Origin of the sequence: Pseudomonas sp. SCT (assembly GCF_003864275.1) — a bacterium.
Taxonomy (GTDB): domain Bacteria; phylum Pseudomonadota; class Gammaproteobacteria; order Pseudomonadales; family Pseudomonadaceae; genus Stutzerimonas; species Stutzerimonas stutzeri_AE.
Genome location: NZ_BDJA01000007.1, coordinates 82,586 through 102,045, shown reverse-complemented (window position 1 = coordinate 102,045; position 19,460 = coordinate 82,586). Strand labels below are relative to the sequence as shown.

At 63.3% G+C, this 19,460-nt stretch carries 17 protein-coding genes; 8 read left to right on the top strand and 9 right to left on the bottom strand.

The features are described 5' to 3' along the window. Positions 1–147: 147 nt before the first annotated feature. Entirely contained in the window at positions 148–1,101 is a 954-nt protein-coding gene (locus BHD08_RS17695) for a homoserine kinase (protein ID WP_125023879.1), read from the bottom strand. A gap of 24 nt (positions 1,102–1,125) precedes the next feature. After that, entirely contained in the window at positions 1,126–1,410 is a 285-nt protein-coding gene (locus tag BHD08_RS17690) for a DUF2782 domain-containing protein (RefSeq protein ID WP_015278846.1), read from the bottom strand. A 76-nt stretch (positions 1,411–1,486) separates the two neighbouring features. Between BHD08_RS17690 and polA the strand changes: the two genes are divergently transcribed. The 6 genes from polA to BHD08_RS17660 all read left to right on the top strand — a co-directional run bounded on the left by polA (position 1,487) and on the right by BHD08_RS17660 (position 11,762). After that, the gene (gene polA, locus BHD08_RS17685; protein WP_125023877.1) at positions 1,487–4,231 is read left to right on the top strand and encodes a DNA polymerase I; all 2,745 of its coding nucleotides are present in this window, start codon (positions 1,487–1,489) and stop codon (positions 4,229–4,231) included. Between the two features lie 528 nt (positions 4,232–4,759). Next, positions 4,760–5,278, top strand: a complete 519-nt coding sequence (locus BHD08_RS17680) for an Hcp family type VI secretion system effector (RefSeq protein ID WP_003286458.1) — start codon at positions 4,760–4,762, stop codon at positions 5,276–5,278. A gap of 184 nt (positions 5,279–5,462) precedes the next feature. Next, complete coding sequence (gene tssI, locus BHD08_RS17675) at positions 5,463–7,562, top strand: type VI secretion system tip protein TssI/VgrG (protein ID WP_125023875.1); 2,100 nt, start codon at positions 5,463–5,465, stop codon at positions 7,560–7,562. Continuing rightward, complete coding sequence (locus BHD08_RS17670; RefSeq protein ID WP_125023873.1) at positions 7,559–8,134, top strand: DUF4123 domain-containing protein; 576 nt, start codon at positions 7,559–7,561, stop codon at positions 8,132–8,134. Before tssI ends, BHD08_RS17670 begins: the two co-directional genes overlap by 4 nt. Beyond that, on the top strand, positions 8,131–10,812 hold the full coding sequence (locus BHD08_RS17665) for a toxin VasX (protein ID WP_125023871.1): 2,682 nt from the start codon (positions 8,131–8,133) through the stop codon (positions 10,810–10,812). Before BHD08_RS17670 ends, BHD08_RS17665 begins: the two co-directional genes overlap by 4 nt. After that, a complete protein-coding gene (locus BHD08_RS17660; RefSeq protein WP_125023870.1) occupies positions 10,803–11,762 on the top strand; it encodes a hypothetical protein in 960 nt (319 codons plus the stop codon). The genes BHD08_RS17665 and BHD08_RS17660 overlap by 10 nt, the downstream gene beginning before the upstream one ends. A 90-nt stretch (positions 11,763–11,852) precedes the next feature. On the opposite strand, the gene BHD08_RS17655 is transcribed toward BHD08_RS17660, so the two are convergent. The 6 genes from BHD08_RS17655 to BHD08_RS17630 all read right to left on the bottom strand — a co-directional run bounded on the left by BHD08_RS17655 (position 11,853) and on the right by BHD08_RS17630 (position 16,160). Beyond that, positions 11,853–13,808, bottom strand: a complete 1,956-nt coding sequence (locus BHD08_RS17655; RefSeq protein WP_125023868.1) for a DUF4105 domain-containing protein — start codon at positions 13,806–13,808, stop codon at positions 11,853–11,855. Next, on the bottom strand, positions 13,805–14,125 hold the full coding sequence (locus BHD08_RS17650; RefSeq protein ID WP_125023866.1) for a DUF2388 domain-containing protein: 321 nt from the start codon (positions 14,123–14,125) through the stop codon (positions 13,805–13,807). Before BHD08_RS17650 ends, BHD08_RS17655 begins: the two co-directional genes overlap by 4 nt. A 43-nt stretch (positions 14,126–14,168) precedes the next feature. After that, positions 14,169–14,465, bottom strand: a complete 297-nt coding sequence (locus BHD08_RS17645) for a DUF2388 domain-containing protein (protein WP_125023864.1) — start codon at positions 14,463–14,465, stop codon at positions 14,169–14,171. 108 nt (positions 14,466–14,573) lie between these two features. Continuing rightward, entirely contained in the window at positions 14,574–14,891 is a 318-nt protein-coding gene (locus tag BHD08_RS17640; protein WP_038664869.1) for a DUF2388 domain-containing protein, read from the bottom strand. A gap of 114 nt (positions 14,892–15,005) precedes the next feature. Then, complete coding sequence (locus BHD08_RS17635; protein WP_015278837.1) at positions 15,006–15,206, bottom strand: DUF1127 domain-containing protein; 201 nt, start codon at positions 15,204–15,206, stop codon at positions 15,006–15,008. A gap of 153 nt (positions 15,207–15,359) precedes the next feature. Further along, entirely contained in the window at positions 15,360–16,160 is an 801-nt protein-coding gene (locus BHD08_RS17630) for a helix-turn-helix domain-containing protein (protein WP_177412696.1), read from the bottom strand. Positions 16,161–16,248: 88 nt separating this feature from the next. On the opposite strand from BHD08_RS17630, the gene BHD08_RS17625 reads away from it, so the two are divergent. Then, positions 16,249–17,238, top strand: coding sequence for a bile acid:sodium symporter family protein (locus BHD08_RS17625; protein ID WP_015278835.1), 990 nt, complete (start codon positions 16,249–16,251; stop codon positions 17,236–17,238). Between the two features lie 120 nt (positions 17,239–17,358). Then, the gene (locus BHD08_RS17620; protein WP_125023862.1) at positions 17,359–17,949 is read left to right on the top strand and encodes an NAD(P)H-dependent oxidoreductase; all 591 of its coding nucleotides are present in this window, start codon (positions 17,359–17,361) and stop codon (positions 17,947–17,949) included. Between the two features lie 71 nt (positions 17,950–18,020). Here the strand turns inward: BHD08_RS17620 and BHD08_RS17615 are convergent, their stop codons facing one another. Then, on the bottom strand, positions 18,021–19,457 hold the full coding sequence (locus tag BHD08_RS17615; protein ID WP_015278833.1) for an NAD(P)(+) transhydrogenase (Re/Si-specific) subunit beta: 1,437 nt from the start codon (positions 19,455–19,457) through the stop codon (positions 18,021–18,023). Positions 19,458–19,460: the final 3 nt, after the last annotated feature.

Below are 19,460 nucleotides of genomic sequence, written 5' to 3'. Positions count from 1 at the left end.
AGACGCTGGCTTCGCAAGAGCTCGTGAACGCGGCAGGGTAAAGGTGCGCCATCTTACCTGCCATCGTGGAACGCAGGCTGGCGCTCGATCGTGCATTGCATCCGCGGGTGGCCGGCAGCGTTCGCTCTGGCCGCAGGGCCGCGGCTGTCAGAATGCAAAAGGTAAGACACTCTGTGGGTGCTGGCGTGCGGAGAGCAGGCGATGAAATTCGCCGGGATCTTTCACCTGCACGTCCGTCTTGCCTTCGTGACGCTGCGCCGCGATCAGCCTGGATAGCCAGAAGCGCACGCAGGCCACACGCAGCATCGGCTGCCAGAGTTCGGCTTCGGCCGGGGTGAAGCGGCGCAGCGCGGAGTAGGCCGCCAGCAAGGGTTCGCTGCGCTCGCCGTCGATCTCGCCGTTGGGGTGCGAGCACCAGTCATTCACCGCAATGGCCAGGTCGTAGAGCATCGGCCCGGAGCAGGCGTTGTAGAAGTCGATCACGCCAGTCAGGTGGCTGCCTTCGAACAGCACGTTGTCGCGGAACAGATCGGCATGCAGGTTGGCGCGCGGCAGGGCGAGGAGTTTCGGCCGTAGCTCGGCGATTTCCGCCAGGCCATCGCGCAACAGTGGCAGCTGGTCCTCGGACAGGCTCAGTGCCAGGCTCGGCCCCTGTTCCTGCATCCAGTCCAGGCCGCGGTCGCTGGCGCGCTCGAGGATGTGTTCGCGGGTGGCCAGGTGCAGCCGCGCCAGCAGCCGGCCGACTTCGGCGCATTGGTGTGGATTGGGCTCCACCACATGCTTGCCCGGCAGGCGCGGTTGCAGCAACGCGGGCTTCTCCGCCAGTTCGCGCAGTGCGTCGCCATCCTCGCTGCGCAGCGCGTAGGGCACCGGCAGGCCGGCGCGGTGCAGCACGTCGAGCAGCTCGATGAAGAACGGCAAATCCTGGCGCGGGCCGCGCTCGATCAGGGTCAGCACATATTCGCCCTGTTCGAGGCTGACGAAGAAATTGCTGTTCTCGCTGCCTGCGGCGATGCCCTGGAAGTCGCGCAGCCGGCCGAGCCGGTACGGCGCCAGGAAGGCTTCCAGTTCATCGCGTTGCAGGGGCGTGAATACCGACATGCTGTGCTCCTGGTGACTGATGGATTACCAGCTGAAGATCTTCCAGGAGGGGATCAGCATGTCCGGCTGATCGGCGCGGACAAAGTTGCCGTCGTTGCCGTCTGCGCGCACCAGGAAATACGGCTTGCCGTGCTTGGGCGTGACTTTCACGGCGTAGAGGAAGCCGTTGACGCGGTATTCCTCGACAGTGCGGTCGCCTTCCTGACGGATGGTTACGTCGGGCTCGCCGTCGACCGATTCCTGGGCGAAACCGGCCAGGGGAGCGCACGCCAGTAGGCTGGCCAGCATCAGGTGTTTGAGAGCGCGCATGGTAACCTTGTCCCTTTGTCGATAAGTGGTCCTTGGCATTCTAGCTCCGGGCCCGCCGAAAAGGTTGATTCCGCTCATGAGCCAAGCTCCCCTCATCCTAGTGGACGGTTCGTCCTACCTCTATCGCGCCTTTCATGCCCTGCCTCCATTGACCACCTCCACCGGCAAGCCGACCGGCGCGGTCAAGGGTGTGCTGAACATGTTGCTCAGCCTGCGCCGGCAGTATCCGGACAGCCCGTTCGCCGTGGTTTTCGACGCCAAAGGGCCGACCTTTCGCGACGCGCTGTTCGAGAACTACAAGTCGCACCGCCCGCCGATGCCGGATGATCTGCGCTCGCAGGTCGAGCCGCTGCACGCCAGCGTTCGCGCCCTCGGCATGCCGCTGCTGTGCGTGGAAGGGGTCGAGGCCGACGACGTCATCGGCACCCTGGCCCGGCAGTGCGCGGCGCTGGGCCGCGATGTGGTGATCTCCACCGGCGACAAGGACATGGCCCAGCTGGTCTGCCCGCACGTCACCCTGGTCAACACCATGACCGGCAGCGTCTATGACATCGAAGGCGTGAAGACCAAGTTCGGCGTTGGCCCGGAGCTGATCATCGATTTCCTCGCGCTGATGGGCGACAAGGTCGACAACATTCCTGGCGTGCCAGGCGTGGGCGAGAAGACGGCATGTGGCCTGCTCAACGGTATTCCCGGCGGGCTCAAGGGGCTTTACGACAACCTCGACCAGGTCGCCGGCCTGCCGATCCGCGGCGCCAAGTCACTGGGCGCCAAGCTCGCTGAACACCGCGATGCCGCCTTCATGTCCTACGAGCTGGCGACGATCAAGATCGACGTGGCGCTGGATGTCGAAGTCGGCGACCTGATGCCCGGCGAACCGCACCGCGAGGCGCTGATCGCGCTGTACCGCGAGCTGGAATTCAAGAACTGGCTGGACGACCTGCTGCGCGAGGCCAAGGCCGCGGGCGAGAACTGCGAGGTGCAGCCAGAAGGTTGCTCGATCCAGGCCGAGGCACAGTACGAAACACTCCTTGAGCAGGCCGATTTCGAGCGTTGGTTGGATCGCCTGAAGACAGCCGAGTGCTTCGCCTTCGATACCGAAACCACCAGCATCGATGCTCAGCGCGCCGAGCTGGTCGGCGTGTCGTTCGCCGTCGAGCCGGGCCAGGCGGCCTATGTGCCGCTGCGCCATTCCTATATGGGTGTGCCGCAGCAGCTCGAACTGGATGCCGTGCTCGCCGCGCTCAAGCCGCTGCTGGAAGATCCGGCGAAGACCAAGATCTGCCAGCACGGCAAGTACGACATGAACGTGCTGATGCACTATGGCATCGAGATGCGCGGCATGGCTTTCGACACCATGCTCGAATCCTACGTGCTCGACGCCACCGCCACCCGCCACGACATGGACAGCCTGGCGCTCAAGTACCTCGGTCGCGGCACCATTCGCTTCGAGGACATCGCCGGCAAGGGCGCCAAGCAGCTGACCTTCGACCAGATCGCCATCGAGCAGGCCGGCCCCTACGCCGCCGAGGACGCCGATGTCACCCTGCGCCTGCACCAGACGTTGCTCGGCAAGCTGGAACAGACGCCATCGCTGCTCAAGGTGCTGACCGAGATCGAGATGCCGCTGGTGCCCGTGCTGGCGCGCATCGAGCGTAATGGCGCGCTGGTCGATGCGCAGCTGCTCGGCCAGCAGAGCGTCGAGCTGGGCGACAAGCTGGTGCAACTGGAACGCGAGGCCTTCGAGATTGCCGGCGAGGAGTTCAACCTCGGCTCGCCCAAGCAGCTCTGCGCGATCCTCTACGACAAGCTCGGTTGCCCAGTGATTTCCAAGACCGCCGGCGGCCAGCCGTCCACCGCCGAAAGCGTGCTGGCCGAACTGGCCGAGCAGGATTACCCGCTGCCCAAGGTGATCATGCAGCACCGCAGCCTGAGCAAGCTCAAGGGCACCTACACCGACAAGCTGCCGCAGCAGATCAACCCGCGCACCGGGCGCATCCACACCAGCTACCATCAGGCAGTCACCGCCACCGGCCGGCTGTCCTCCAGCGACCCGAACCTGCAGAACATCCCGATCCGCACCGCCGAGGGGCGGCGCATTCGCCAGGCTTTCGTCGCAGCGCCGGGCTACAAGCTGCTGGCGGCGGACTACTCGCAGATCGAGCTGCGCATCATGGCCCACCTGGCGCAGGACGCCGGGCTGTTGCACGCCTTCCAGAACGACCTCGACGTGCACCGCGCCACCGCCGCCGAGGTGTTCGGTGTACCGCTGGAGCAGGTCAGCAACGACCAGCGTCGCAGCGCGAAGGCGATCAACTTCGGCCTGATCTACGGCATGAGCGCCTTCGGCCTGGCCAAGCAGATCGACGTCGGCCGCAAGGAAGCGCAGGAGTACATCGACCGCTATTTCGCCCGCTATCCCGGCGTGCTCGCCTATATGGAGCGCACCCGCACCCAGGCCGCCGAGCAGGGCTATGTCGAAACGCTGTTCGGCCGTCGGCTGTACCTGCCGGAGATCAATTCGAAGAACGGCGCCATGCGCAAGGGCGCCGAGCGCACCGCGATCAACGCGCCGATGCAGGGCACCGCAGCGGACATCATCAAGCGCGCCATGATCGCCGTGGACGGCTGGCTGCAGGACAGCGGGCTGGATGCACGGGTGATCCTGCAGGTCCACGATGAATTGGTGCTGGAAGTGCGCGAAGACCTGGTCGAGCAGGTCCGCGAAGCCATCTGCCCGCTGATGAGCGGTGCCGCCCAGCTGGACGTGCCGCTGCTGGTCGAAGCAGGCGTTGGCAATAACTGGGACGAGGCGCACTGACCGAGCTGCCGGAAAATGTCGCTAGTCGACGAAATTTTTCGTCCGCGTTGAACTTTCTCTGCAACGATTCGGTCAGAGCATGCGAAGGGTGTAAAAGCCCTTCGATGCTCCTTGTTGTGTTAAGTGTTGGCAGATCTCTGGACCCCGCCCTAGCGGTCCGGATTTGGACCTCGAACTTCCCCCTCCCCCAATGAAGTTCGAGGTTTTTTTTGCCTGCAGAAAAGTGGCATGGACGCCGCGGCAGCCACAATGACCTGCGCAGTTTCTTGCGCAGGCGTTCTGTGGATAACCTTGTGGGTAAGCTGTTCGCAGTGCGATCAGCCGCGCGTTGCGGCAGTGTTGCGCAACTTGTTGCCGCGGCTGCGCAGGAACTTGCGCAGCTTTCTGTGTTGGCGATCACTTCTGCCAGTCGGGCTGCATATTGTCAATTCAGTATCTATTTGAAAAATAAGATTTTTTCCAATTTGGCATGCTGCTTGTTGTTATGAAATGGCCATTCGGCACTCATATCAGACAAGGAGAGCACTCATGCCAACACCCGCGTATCTGTCCCTCGAAGGCACCAAACAAGGCCTGATCACCGCCGGCACTTTCACCGAGGACTCGGTTGGCAACATCTTCCAGGAAGGCCATGAGGACCAGATCCTGGTGCAGGCCTTCCAGCATCAGGTCATCATTCCGCGCGACCCGCAGTCCGGCCAGCCGACTGGCCAGCGCGTACACAAGCCGCTGATGATCACCAAGGTGTTCGACAAGTCGTCGCCGCTGATCTTCAACGCCCTGACTTCCGGCGAGCGCCTGAACAAGTGCCGTCTGGAGTGGTATCGCACCTCGTCCACCGGTACTCAGGAACACTACTTCACCATCGAACTGGAAGATGCGGTGATCGTCGACGTGCAGTCGCGCATGCCCAACTGCCAGGACCCGAACATGTCCCATTTCACTCATCTGGAAGACGTGTACTTCACCTACCGCAAGATCGTCTGGACCCACGAGGTTTCCGGCACCTCCGGCTCCGACGACTGGCGCACCCCGATCGCCGGCTGATTCGCCGCGGTCCCGCTTCGGCCAGGCTTGCCTGGCCGAACGCTTTTTTGCGAAGCACTGAACATATTCCGCCATCGTCACTCGGGAATGCGCGAGCCATGCGTTCTAGAGCGGCCGGCCTGTGTTACACGGAGCTCCGCAAGCGCCCATGCGCTGATACATGGACTGAACAGGAGGAACATGGATGTTCGCCCCAGCCAACCAGGCCCACTTCACGCTTTCCCTCGAAGGCATCGAGCACGACTTCAAGGTGCTCGAATTCCGGGGCCGCGAGGCAATCAGCCAGCCCTATCGTTTCGACCTGGAACTGGTCAGCGAGCATCCCGACCTCGATCTGGAGAACCTGCTGCATCGCCCGGCCTTCCTCGCGTTCGCGCCGGACAGCAGCGGTATTCATGGGCTGGTTCATCAGGCCGCGCAGGGTGAGTCCGGCAAGCGCCTGACCCGCTATCGGCTCACGCTCGTGCCGCAGCTGGCCTATCTCGCCCATCGCACCAACCAGCGCATCTTCCAGCACCTGACGGTGCCGCAGATCATCGCCCAGGTGCTCGAGGAACACGGCATCCAGGCCGATGCCTACCGCTTCCAGCTCGGCCCGGTGATTTACCCGCCGCGCGAATATTGCGTGCAGTACGACGAATCCGACCTGCACTTCATCCAGCGCCTGTGCGAGGAAGAAGGTATCCATTACCACTTCGAGCACAGCACGGCCGGCCATGTGCTGGTCTTCGGCGATGACCAGACGGTCTTCCCCAGGCTCGCCGCCACCGCCTATCAGCAGGACAGCGGTCTGGTCGCCGACCAGCCGGTGATCAAGCGTTTCGGCCTGCGCCTGGAAACCCGCACCAGCCGCGTCACGCGCCGCGACTACGATTTCGAGAAGCCACGTCTGAGCATGGAGGCCGCCTTCCACAGTGACTTCCAGCCCGACCTTGAAGACTACGATTACCCCGGCCGCTTCACCGAGCGCGCCCGCGGCAAGCACCTGTCGCAACGCGCCCTGGAGCGCTACCGCCACGACTACGAACTGGCCGAAGGCGAAAGCGACCAGCCGCGACTGGCGAGCGGGCACTTCCTCCCGCTCGGCGAACACCCCCGCAGCGACTGGAACCAGCTCTGGCTGCTGACCGAAGTGCTGCATGAAGGTAAGCAGCCACAGGTGTTGGAGGAGTCAATTACCAATGTCCCAGCTCACCACGGACTGGCCCCCTCTCCCCTATGGGGAGAGGGGGCTCTTGCCAGCTCCGACTTCCAGCAAGGCTACCGCAACCACTTCACCGCCACCCCCTGGGACATCCCCTTCCGACCGGCGCTGAAGCATCCGAAGCCGAAGGTGCTCGGCAGCCAGACCGCTTTGGTCACCGGCCCGGCGGGCGAAGAAATCCACTGCGATGAATACGGCGGCGTGCGCGTCCAATTTCACTGGGATCGTGAAGGCCAGGCCGACGACAAGACCAGCTGCTGGCTGCGCGTGTCGTCCAGCTGGGCCGGCGACCGCTACGGCGGCATCGCGATCCCGCGCGTTGGCATGGAAGTGCTGGTGACCTTCCTCGAAGGCGACCCCGACCAACCGCTGGTGACCGGCTGCCTGTATCACAAGGAACACCAGGTTCCTTACGACCTGCCGGCGAACAGGACCCGCACGGTGTTCAAGACCTTGAGCTCACCGGGTGGTGGCGGCTACAACGAGCTGCGCATCGAAGACCGTAAGGGCCAGGAACAGATTTATATCCACGCCCAACGCGACTGGGACGAAAACATCGAGCACGACCAGAAGATCCGCGTCGGCCACGAACGCCACGACACCGTGGAAGCCAACAGCTACAGCGAATTCAAGGCCGAAGAACACCGCACCACCCACGCCGATCGCAAGACCGAAATCCGCGCCAACGACCACCTCACCGTGGGCAATACCCAGCACCTGAAGATCGGCACTGGGCAATTCATCGAGGCGGGCCAGGAGATTCATCTGTCCAGCGGCTTGAAAGTAGTCCTCGAAGCCGGCAGCGAACTGACCTTCAAGGCGGCCGGCAGCTTCATCAAGCTCGATGCCAGCGGCATCACCATGGTCGGGCCGGTGATCAGGATGAACTCGGGGGGAAGTCCGGGTAAGGGGGCCGGTGCGGCGCCGGTATTGCCGGGGAAGGCCAAGCCGGCGGATGCGGATAAGGCGGGTGTACCGCTGGAAGCCTTGCTTAAGCAAAACCTGCTATTTCGCAGTACTCGAGCGGGCGTATGCGAGCTATGCGAGGCGGCCAAAGCACAGCAGGAGACCAAGGTATGAGCGCGCCCACGATCACAGGCAATGGCGCCATTCTGCTAGACGGTGCGCGGTATGAAAACGCAACGGCCTGGCTCTATCAGACCTTCCCCAGCCATCAGCCCTGGCCTTTACTGCTCAACACTCCCTATGAGGCAATCGCTGAAGCAGGGCCTATCCTGCTGGATGCCCCCATGGGTAGCCCAGCCTATGAAGCCTGGAAGCACGGCAGTGGAATTAAGGACAGCGTTTGGCTGGAAAGCGATGCCTCAGTGGAAGAACTACACCGCATTCTGCAGCGCCGTCTGCGCATCTTTACCCCAGAACACCGCGAGCTCTGGTTGCGTTTTGCTGACGCCCGCCCTTTGTACCAGGCGTGGCAAAGCAAGGCGCAATGGCCAGAGGGTTTCTGGCATCGCATCGCACGTATCTGGCTCCATTACGAGGGCACAACTTTCTGTGCCTGGAACAATGAACACCCAGAAAAAGACGGCGCCCCGACCAGTCAGGGGATTGCGGTCCAACTGACACTTGACTGGCCGCTGCTGGAAGCACTTGCCAAACAGGGCGACACGGCACAGGAGGCGGCTCTATGACCGCTCAAACCACAGCACCCGCCAGCTTGACGGTAGCCGCCTGCCCACTGCTTAGCGCCGTCCTGCCGTTGCGCTATGCGCTCGGGCCAACACTGGCGGTGGATACCGCCGCCTATGATTTGCCCGCACTGCAGGGCAACTTCCCCGCCATCGGTGACTACTTCGAGCCCCTGCAAGGCCGTCCGCTTAACTACACCGCTCGCCTTTTGCGTGATGGCTGGCTATACGTTTGGCAAAGCACCCTGCAGCAACTAGTCGAGTACCGCGTCAGCCAGGCTACCTTTTCCCAGACAGCCCGTGGCGGGAAGGTCATTGACGGACGCAGCTTGCCCTACCTGCTTCTCCCTGCCGGAACACCCGCGATGTTGGTCTGGTCGCCGCAGCAATGGGCCGATGCGTCATTCGCGGCAGCCAAAAACAAAGCAGAGGTGCGCCAACGCGTGATGCGAACCATCACTCCTGGCGTCGCACCCTTCAGCGGCCAGGCTCGCACCGTCCACGAACGCATCGGCGACTACATGGACGCCAACTGGTATGGCTGGAGCTGCGAACCATCCACATCCCACCGCCCAGCCTGGCCACAACTGCTGGAAGATATGCAACGCTGCGAGCAACAGTCCTATGCCTTGATCGACGATCAGTGGGGCGTACTACTGGATCTGGCTGAATTGCTCCGCGCGCGCCAACAAGCGTTCAACGTCACCCGGGAAGTCCGTGGCGAAGATTGGGCCATGGCCGGTGTGCTCAAGTCTTTGGCCAAAAGCGACTCGCAAATTGGCGGTCAGCTACGCAGCATGACCAATTACCGCAAATTGCAAACCGCTTGGCAGGAGCAAGCTCAGGAAGAGAATGCATACACTGCTGATGTGCGTCGTCTCAGTGAACTCTGGTCGGCCTGGTTCAATACCCTGGCACAGCGTGGCCCCGCCAGCCTAGGCACTGCCTGCGGTCACTTTGACATTACCCAACCGGCCCCACGAAAGGAGCTAGAGCTGCACTTCGCCGCTGCCTGCCTTGGCCCAGCGACAACGGGTCCTGGCGCGCAGGCCATCGCCAATGCTTTAACGCTTCAGCAACAGGCAGGTAAACCCTGGTTGGTCTGGTCACTATTGGGTCTGGGTAAACGCCTGGGTATTGGCGAGATCAACACCATTGTCGGGCTGGCTGATGGCGCCAGAGATAATGGTGCCAGTGCCCTGGCCGAAGCACGCAAGGTGGCGGAACTGCTTAACCAAGCGGCCGAAAAACTGGCCCGCCATATTCAGGGATCAGCACTGGAAGCGCTGTTCACCGCCCTAGCCCCAATTGCTGGGGTGGGCCTGCAACAAGCCAATGATGGCACCAAGGCTGCCGGACGCCTCTACCTGGCTGCCGCGCTGGCGCGTAGTCAGCAGCGTCTGGCTATCGAGGTCGTCAGTCGGCGCCAAGTCGGGGAGTGGATGAGCGACCTGATGGGCGCACGGCCCCAACTGCCCGCCAAACTCAGACCCACACAACTGAGCGTTGCGGTCAGTGATGCCTTGCCGTTCTTCCGACTGCTACCGGCCAAAGACCTGCCCGCGTTGACCGGGCACTTGGCAGCCGACGTCAATCTCAAGGGAATGCTTGACCTTAGCAAAGAAGCGATGGAAAAGGCTCCGGTAAAGTGTCTGGTGGCTCTAGTCGCCGGAATGAATTTTGTTTGGGGTGGGGCACAGCTGACTGAAAAACAGTCAGGTAAAAGCTGGCTGAGTTTTACAGGAGGAGCTTTTGGCGTTGCCTCTGCTACATCCGCAGTAGCACAAAAAGTTGCCGAAGTAGACTGGGAGGCAACCACCAAGATTGCAGGTTCCCATTCTCTCTCGTCACAAGCAGCTCTGACCAAAGCCCTGGGCGTCGGCGCGAGAACCGCTTTATGGCAATCCATCACCTCAGGCTTTGATGTAATGGTCTTCAGTATTGAGGCATTGGAGTCCTATCAAGCCGGTGATATCGATACCGCGAGTATTAATTCCGGACTTACCCTGGCCTCCGCCGCCAACCTGCGGCTGTACGTGCAGAGTTTTCGAGCCATACGCGCCGCCCGAGCGGCGGTGATCGCTGGCGAGGCTGCGGCTATCGGACGAGGTGTTAGCGTAGTCCCGCACCTGGCCACCCGCGCACTGGGCTGGACCTTGCTGATTGTCGGCGGGGTCATCGCCCGGCAATACACGCAAGACACGCCACTGGAAACCTGGGTCAAGCGCACCCGCTTTGGCATCCGCCCTGCCGACTGGGCCGATAGTTACGAGCAATCGATGACCGAGCTTTATAGAATCGTCTTCCCCATCAGCTTCCAGGCTTATCGTCTCAACGAGCTGAACCCCTATCGCGGCATGCAGACCATCACCTATGTACTACTTCGCCTACCGGGCAGGGATACCCTGACCGACGAGATGATCCACTTCAAAGGGCACGAAACCTGGGGCACCTTTCTGGGCTTCGGCGGCACCCGCAAGGCCGTGGAATGGACGGGCAAAGATTTTGATCATCACGGCGGTACTCAAGTCAGAACCGAACCAGGGGTTGCAGTCTACCGACGCGTTTACCATGAAAATAACGGCGACGAACTCGATGCCATTCATGGCGAACTAAGCTATTCGCCCATTGAAGGCCTTACCCTGCCACCTATTGAAATCAAGGAACTCGCGTGGCTGTAAGCGACCTAATCCAGCAAGCCCGCGCCCGCTTCGGACAAGCGCCCAGTGTGCTGTTGCGCGCCGACCAGTCCACGGGGGAAAGGCCTTGGGAGATGTTCGTTACCGAAGAACATACCGAACACTATCTGGCCTTAAAGGCAGGAGGCGATACTGATAGAGGAATGCTTACTGGAGTAATGGGCGGTGTTGGAGGAGTAGCCACAATTCTCATGAGTGCCATTCTGATCCTGACTGGGAAGATAGAAGGCGTTTGGATGGGACTGGCATTGGCTGGCATTTTCTTCATCGTCCCTTTTCTCTGGGAAACCCGCCGCCCTCTCCCCCTCCCAATCCTCTTCAACCGCCGTACCCGCGAGGTCTATTTCGATCACAACGGTGAGCTCTACCACAGCCCATGGGATGGTATTCAAGCGCTGGCCGGTGAGTACGTGATGGTCGGCCCCCATACCGGCGGTATGCGTAACGCTTCGCTGGAGGTTCTGGTGCGCCGATTGGGGGAACCGGATAAGGCGCTGCTAGTCAGTCTCGGGCTGCCCATGGGCAAGACGTTGCAAATGCAAAAAGGCTTCTGGGAATGGCTGCGTGCCTATATGGACAACGGCCCCTGGTTTGATGAAAACGGCCAACGCAGCGATTCGGATGCCTATATCAAGGAAATGCTCAAGGCCGGCAATATCAAAGGCACTGACTGGCACTCATTGACACTGGCCAAGATAGCCGAGAAGAAAGCCGCCAACGGCGGAAAGAACTACCTAGAGTGGACCGATGCTTTCATGCTGGCTTGGGAAGTGCTGTCTTACCCGACGAGCTGGCTACACGAGTACACCTATAGAATTGCCAAACGCCGCTCGCGCAATCGCTGGCCGCAGATTGTGACCGAACGTCTGCAAGCTGATGGCCCAACTACGCGACTGATCGACCTGGAGCGAGAGCGGGGATTGGACGTGTGAGTCAACCCTCGTACCCGACGCAAGAGGTAGTTGTCCGAATACTGCCATTGAGTTGTTTGGCTAATCGGATTACTGCCGAAACGTAACTTGTCACGGCAACTCCAACCCACCCCCAGCCTTGTGCAACCCGCGCAGATGCTCGCCGATCTGCGCCAGGTTCACTTCGATCGCTTCCAGTTCCTTCCTTCGCTCATCCCCCAGCAGCACGCGGACTTCCTGGTCCAGCTCCTCACTCAGCTGATTCAGGCGCAGCTGGCGTTGTTCGCTTTCGCGTTCCAGGCGGGTCCATTCGCGGGTCTGTGGCAGGCCGTAGCCGGCGCCGTCGAGTAGTTCGGCAGGGCGGCTGAGGTAGCCGCTGTTGGCGAGGATTTCCTGCAGGGCGCCGTCGGCCTTATTTAGCGTGGCGTCCCGGCCGCGGCCGCCGAGGTAGCGGTTCTTCAGCTCGTCCTGGGCCAGGAGCAGCTGGCGGCGCAGGGCGGCCTGTTCGACCAGCAGCAGGGCGGCGGCGGCGCGCAGGTCGGCGCGGTCGATCCACGGCTGGCGTTCGGCGGCGCTGAGTTCCAGCCACTGTTCGACGCTGCCCTGCGGCAGGCCCAGGCGGTCCTTGAGTACGGCGAACATGGCCTGGTAGCGGTCGCGGTAGGAGTCGAAGCGGTAGCCCAGGCGCAGCGCCTCGCGGGCGTCGTCGAGCACGCTGGCGTCGGCCAGGCCGCGGTGGATCAGCACTTCCAGCAGCCCGTTGGGCATGATGCTGTCCAGTGCCACCAGATCGCTGCGCGCCGTGCCGCTGCGCAGCAGTTTCAGGGTTTCCACCGCGCAGTTGTTGGACAGGAAGTAGTAGTCGCCGTCGTAGCTCCAGTGCAGTTCGGCGCTGCGCTCGACCAGCGCGCGGATCTCGTCGTGCTGTAGCTTCAGCGGCACCGAGGCCAGCCCGCGCAGCTCGACCTTGGTGTATTCGTCGATCACCTGACCCAGCGGCAGGATGAACAACCGCGAGGGGTAGACGCCGGTAAGGCCGTCCCAGCTGGACAGCTGCACATCGTCGACGAAGGCGCGGAAGGACAGCACCAGGTGATGATCCAGGTCCAGCCGGCAATCGGGACCGGGCTCGCGGCCGGGCGCGCAGATCACCAGGCGTAGCATGCTGTGGCCCCAGCGGCTGACCCAGGCATCGTTGGCTTCGGCGAACAGGTAGTCGACTTCGTAGACACGCGCGGGGTCGAGGCTCAACAGGGGCGTGCGGCCAAACTCGCGCCCGGCGTTCAGAAATGGATAGCCAGCGGTGCAATCGGCAGCGGTATCCGGCGCCCAACCGAAGTGTTCGCTGAAGTAGCGGTACAGGGACGGGCGCCGGCAAGCGTAGCTGGGGTCGAGCAGAAAGTATTCGAGATTCACTGCGACGAATTCCAGCGGGCTGGTCAGCTCGTACGGATCTGGGCTGCGCGCCAGCTGCGCGTTGTCCTGCTCGCGCAGGCCGCGCTTGCCGACGCGCTGCGGCCAGCCGGCGAGATCGAGCAGGCGCGGTTCATCGCTCAGGGTGAAGCGGCGGCCGGTCTGCCCGCGGCAGTGGTCCGGCAGGCCAGTCAGGCCGAGATTGCTGGCGCGCTGACGGCACTGGCCCTGCAGCAGGTGCTGCTCGGGCGACCACAGGCGAGCGCGGTCATAAAGATGCGCCACTTCATGAATGACGGTGGCGAGCAGCTCGCGGCGTACTGTGCCGTGGGGACGATTGGTGTTCTCGTTGGCAGCGCTACCGTCGGTCAGCGCCGGCAGCAGTCGCCGGTTGAGTTCCAGTTGTTTGCCGCCGGCGCGGCCATAGGCCTGTTCCGGCAGGTTGTCGCGCCATTGCACGCGCACCTCGCGATCGAGGCTCTGCACCAGGCGCGGGGGCAGGGCGGCCATGGCTTCGTCCAGCAGTGCCTGGCTGGCGGCGCGTTGCTCGGCGTCCAGCGTGCGTGAGTCGAGAACCAGGCGCAGCTCGGCATGAGCCGCGATGCTGGCCAGGCTCAGGCAGCTCGCTAGCAGCCAGGCGCCGAGGCGAATCACAGCGCGAGGATGGCTTCGGCCAGCTGCAGGTCGCTGGCATCGCGCGCCGCGGGGAATTCACTGCGCAGGGTGCCGATCGCGGCTTCCAGGTGCGCACCGCGGATCTCGCCGGCGCTGGCGACGAAGCTGGCAGCGTCTTCACGCGCTTCGACGACGACCTTCATGTCACTGATGCGGCTGGTCACGTCGGAGGTGAAGTTGATGCTGCGGTCCAGGGCACGTACCACGATGTTGCTGGTGGCGACGAGGGTCTGCGCCTGGGCAGCGCCCGCGGCGACGGCCAGCGCCAGCGGGGCGGCGAGCAATAGCTTGTTCATCGATGAATCTCTCATGGGTCGGGGCACCGGCAGGCCGGTGCGATTATTGGACGAGGATCGCTTCGGCCAGTTCCAGGTCGCTGGCGGCAAGCTCCGGGTGTTCCTGGCGCAGCCGCGCCATGGCGGCCTGCAGGCGAGCCGCGGCGAGCTGGCCTTCGCTGGCGACGAAGCCGGCGGCGTCTTCGCGGGCCTCGGCGATCAGCTTGTTGTCGAAGGGAGCACTGGTCAGCTGGCTGCTGACGTAGCTGGTCTGCACGACACCTGCGGTGGTGACATCGAAGGCGTACGCCGAGCCGGTGGTGAAAGCGATAAGCAGAATGGCGATGGAAAACGAACGCATGGGAACCCTGTTGCCGAGTAAAACGGCGCCAAGGCTAGCGAAACGCCTGTCCCAGAGCCAGTGCCCGGTTGCATCCGCAGGTTTCGGCAGCGTCCGCTGCCTGGCTCATCAAAGCGCGAGTATCGCCTCGGCCAGCTGCAGGTCGCTGGCCTGCAATTGCGGCTGCTGGCTGCGAATGTGCTGCAGCGCCGCCTCTAGATGGGCGCCGCGCAGATCACCACGGCTGGCGACGAAGCGTGCGGCGTCGTCACGGGCGTCGAGTACCAGCTTGTCGTCGCGCAGGGACGAGGTCAGGTCCGAGGTGGCATCGACGGTATTGATCAGGCCGCCGACCACCATGTCGGTAGTGGCGGTGAAGCTGGCGGCCGAGGCAGCGCCGCTCAGCAGCAAGCCGGCAGCGAAGAAGGGGAGCAGGATTCGGGACATGGCAGATCTCCAGTATTGAGGCTCTAGACCGTACCATGGGCGTTGCGTTCCCGCCGCCACGGCCGTACCGATCAGCTTAGGCGGGGATCGGCAGACGTGATAGTGCGAGCCGCCTCAGCGCCAGAACGGCTTGTCCAGTTCGCTGACACGCTCGCTGTGGCTGATGCCGATATCGGCCAGTTGGCGGTCATCGAGCTGCGCCAGTTGCTGCCGGGTACGGTAGTTGCGTTGCCAGCGCTGCAGCAGGCGCAACAGCTGCTGCCAGCTGCGGCTATGGAGGGTGGCTTGGTATGGACGAGTCAGCGAGCGGTCCATGAGCGCGTTCCTTCCCGGCAAACCGGGTGCGGGTTATGGGCAGACAGGATCGCGCGCAGCCAGCTGCTGTTACAGCCACAGGGGATTTCAATTGTGCCGGTGCAGTTCGATAACCATCGCGACTGTACTGCTCGCGCGACGAGCAACTGTTCGCTAGGGACGCGGCGCCCTTGCCAGCGCCCCCGGGGTGGTGCCGAACTGCTGGCCGAACGCGGCGATAAACGCCGAGGTGGACTCGTAGCCGCACGCCAGCGCGACGTCGGTAACGGGCTGGCCCCGTTCCAGCAACGGCAGGGCGCTGAGCAGGCGCAGACGCTGGCGCCAGGCGCGAAAGCTGAGGCCGGTGTCGCGCTGGAACTGGCGGGTCAGGGTCTTCTCGGATATGTGCAGCCGCTCGCTCCACTGCGCCAGGCTGAGGGACAGATCTGGCTGTTCGTACAGCGCCTCGCAAATGCCGCGCAGGCGTGCATCGTCGGGCCAGGGCAGCGAATAGCCAAGCTCCGGGGCGGCGCGCAGCTGGTCGAGGATGACCGCGGCCAGGCGGCCGTCGGCGCCCGGTTCGTCGTAGTCCACCGGCAGCGTGCCGAACGCCCGGATCAGCTCGCGCAGCAACGGGCTCACGGCCAGCACCTGGCAATGCGCAGGCGCCCAGGGCACCACACGCTGGTCGATGTACAGGCTGCGCATCTCGGTCTGCGGCGAGCTGATTACCTCATGCAGCAGGCCGGGCGGAATCAGGATGGCGCGCTGCGGCGGAGCGAGAAAGCGCCCGCGCTCGGTATGCACGCGCAACACGCCGCTGATGGCGTAGGACAGCTGCGCCCAGGGGTGGTTGTGGCGGGGTGTGGTGGTCCGTTCGGCCAGGGATTCGCTGCGGGCGAACAGCGGTCGCGGCAGCGCATCCATGACCGGAATGCTGCGTTGGGTGAGGCCGGCCTGTCCTTTTCTCGACATTTGTCTGGCTGATAGCGTTAGTCGGATGTTCGCGCCGACAGTAGACTCCTGAGCCATTCGCTGCAAGCCACATGCATCAGGAGCGCCCATGGCCAGACCCCGCCTGCTACCGGACAATTTCACCCTCGCCCTGCTCGGCGCGGTGGCCATCGCCACGCTGCTGCCGGCACGCGGGCAGGGCGTAGTGGTGTTCGAGTGGATCACCAATCTGGCCATCGGCCTGCTGTTCTTCATGCACGGCGCCAAACTGTCGGGTAGCGCGATCCTCGCCGGCATGGGCCACTGGCGCCTGCATCTTTTGGTGTTCAGCTGTACCTTCGTGCTGTTCCCGCTGCTCGGCCTGGCGCTGCGTCCGGTGCTGACGCCGATGGTCGGGCCGGAGCTGTATCTCGGGATCCTCTATCTCTGCGCCCTGCCGGCCACGGTGCAGTCGGCCATCGCCTTCACCTCCCTGGCGCGCGGCAATATCCCGGCGGCGGTGTGTAGCGCGGCAGCCTCCAGCCTGATCGGCATCTTCCTCACGCCGCTGCTGGTGCTGCTGCTGATGGGCGCGCAGGGTGAAGGTGGCTCGACGCTGGATGCCATCGGCAAGATCGTCGTGCAGCTGCTGCTGCCGTTTATCGCCGGGCAGATCGCGCGGCGCTGGATCGGCGACTGGGTGGCGCGCAACAAGGGCTGGCTAAAGAACGTCGACCAGAGCTCTATCCTGCTGGTGGTCTATACCGCGTTCAGCCATGCGGTGGTGGAGGGCATCTGGCAGCAGGTGCCGCTGCCGCAGCTGCTCGGTCTGGTGCTGGCCTGCTGCCTGCTGCTGGCGCTGGCCCTGCTGATCACCTGGCTGGTGGCGCGCTGGCTGGGCTTCGATCTGGAAGATCGCATCACCATCCTCTTCGCCGGGTCGAAGAAGAGTCTGGCCACCGGCATCCCCATGGCGCAGGTGCTGTTCGCTGGCGGCGCGCTGGGCACGCTGATCCTGCCGCTGATGCTGTTCCACCAGATTCAACTGATGGTCTGCGCGGTGCTGGCGCAGCGGTACGCGTCGCGACCGGAGACGACTTCGGTGGCAAAAGCGAGCTGATCTGAAGTCAATACACAGCAGATTCATGACTGGCGCGCAAAGATGATTTGCTCGCCCTGGCCTGGGTGTCATGCCCGACCGTGGGTAAGCTGCGCGCCATTCTTTTGCTGAGGCATTCCCATGAAGAAGATTCTGCTACTCAACGGCGGCAAGGCCTTCGCCCACTCGGCCGGCCAGTACAACGCCACGCTGCATCAGGCTGCCAACGAAACCCTGACGGCGGCCGGCTTCGAGGTGCGCACCACCGAAATCGACGCCGGCTATGACGTGCAGCAGGAGGTCGAGAAGATTCTCTGGGCCGATGCGCTGATCTACCAGATGCCTGGCTGGTGGATGGGCGCGCCCTGGACGGTGAAGAAGTACCTCGACGAGGTGTTCACCGCCGGCCACGGCAGCCTCTACGCCAACGACGGCCGCACCCGCTCCGATGCCTCGCAGAAATACGGCAGCGGCGGTCTGTTGCAAGGCAAGCGCTACATGATTTCCGCGACCTGGAACGCGCCACAGCAGGCCTTCGACGATCCCAGCGATTTCTTCGCCGGCAAGGGCGTGGATGCCGTCTACCTGCCGTTTCACAAGGCCCACGAGTTTCTCGGCCTGCAGGGCCTGCCGACCTTCCTTTGCGTCGATGTGATGAAGCGGCCGCAGATCGAGGCGGACGTCGAACGCTACCGCCGGCATCTTGGCGAGGTGTTCGGCTTCAGCGTCTGAGCTTTGCCGAGGCAAAGAAAAACCCCTCGCGGCGTGGGCCGGGAGGGGTTTTTCGTTTCAGCGCGAGGCGATCATTCCACGGCCTTGACCATGTCCTCGACGACTTTCTTCGCGTCGCCGAAGACCATCATGGTCTTGTCCATGTAGAACAGCTCGTTGTCGAGGCCGGCATAGCCGCTGGCCATGGAGCGCTTGTTGACGATGACCGTCTTGGCCTTGTAGGCCTCAAGGATCGGCATGCCGGCGATCGCCGACTTCGGATCGGTCTTCGCCGCCGGGTTGACCACGTCGTTGGCGCCGAGCACCAGCACCACGTCGGCCTGGCCGAACTCGGAGTTGATGTCATCCATCTCGAACACTTGCTCGTAAGGCACTTCGGCCTCGGCCAGCAGTACGTTCATGTGCCCCGGCATGCGTCCGGCCACCGGGTGGATCGCGTACTTCACGGTTACGCCCATGTGCGTCAGCTTCTCGGCCAGCTCCATCAGTGCGTGCTGCGCGCGGGCCACCGCCAGGCCGTAGCCCGGGACGATGATCACGGTGTCGGCGTTGGTCAGCAGGAAGGCCGCGTCGTCGGCCGAACCGGACTTTACGTTGCGCTCCAACTGCGCGCCCGCCGGGCCGCCGGCATCGGCGTCGGCACCGAAGCCGCCGAGGATCACGTTGAAGAACGAGCGGTTCATCGCCTTGCACATGATGTACGAGAGGATCGCGCCGCTCGAGCCCACCAGCGAGCCGGCGATGATCAGCATCGAGTTGTTCAGCGAGAAGCCGATACCGGCCGCCGCCCAGCCCGAGTAGCTGTTGAGCATCGACACCACCACCGGCATGTCGGCGCCGCCGATGGGGATGATGATCAGCACGCCGATGACGAAGGCCAGCGCCACCACGATCGCGAAGGCGGTCAGGTTGCCGGTGAAGGTGTAGACCAGACCCAGGCCGACGATCGCCAGGCCGACGGCCAGGTTGACCATGTGCTGGCCCTTGAACACCACCGGGGCGCCCTGGAACAGGCGGAACTTGTACTTGCCGGACAGCTTGCCGAAGGCGATCACCGAACCGGAGAAGGTGATGGCACCGATGGCCGCACCAAGGAACAGCTCCAGGCGGTTGCCCACCGGAATGGCGTAGCCGATCTGCTCGACAATGCCCAGCGACTGCGGCTCGACCACCGCCGCGATGGCGATGAATACCGCGGCCAGGCCGATCATGCTGTGCATGAAGGCGACCAGCTCGGGCATCTTGGTCATCTCGACGCGCTTGGCCATGACGGTGCCGACGCTGCCGCCGATCAGCAGGCCGACGATCACGTAGCCGATGCCGGCGGTGGCCAGCTCGCTGCCGAGCTTGAAGATCAGGCCGACCGTGGTCAGTACGGCCAGGCCCATGCCAATCATGCCGAACAGGTTGCCGCGGCGTGAGGTGGTGGGGTGGGACAGGCCCTTCAGTGCCTGGATGAAGCACACCGAGGCAACCAGATAGAGCAGGGTGATCAGGTTCATGCTCATGGC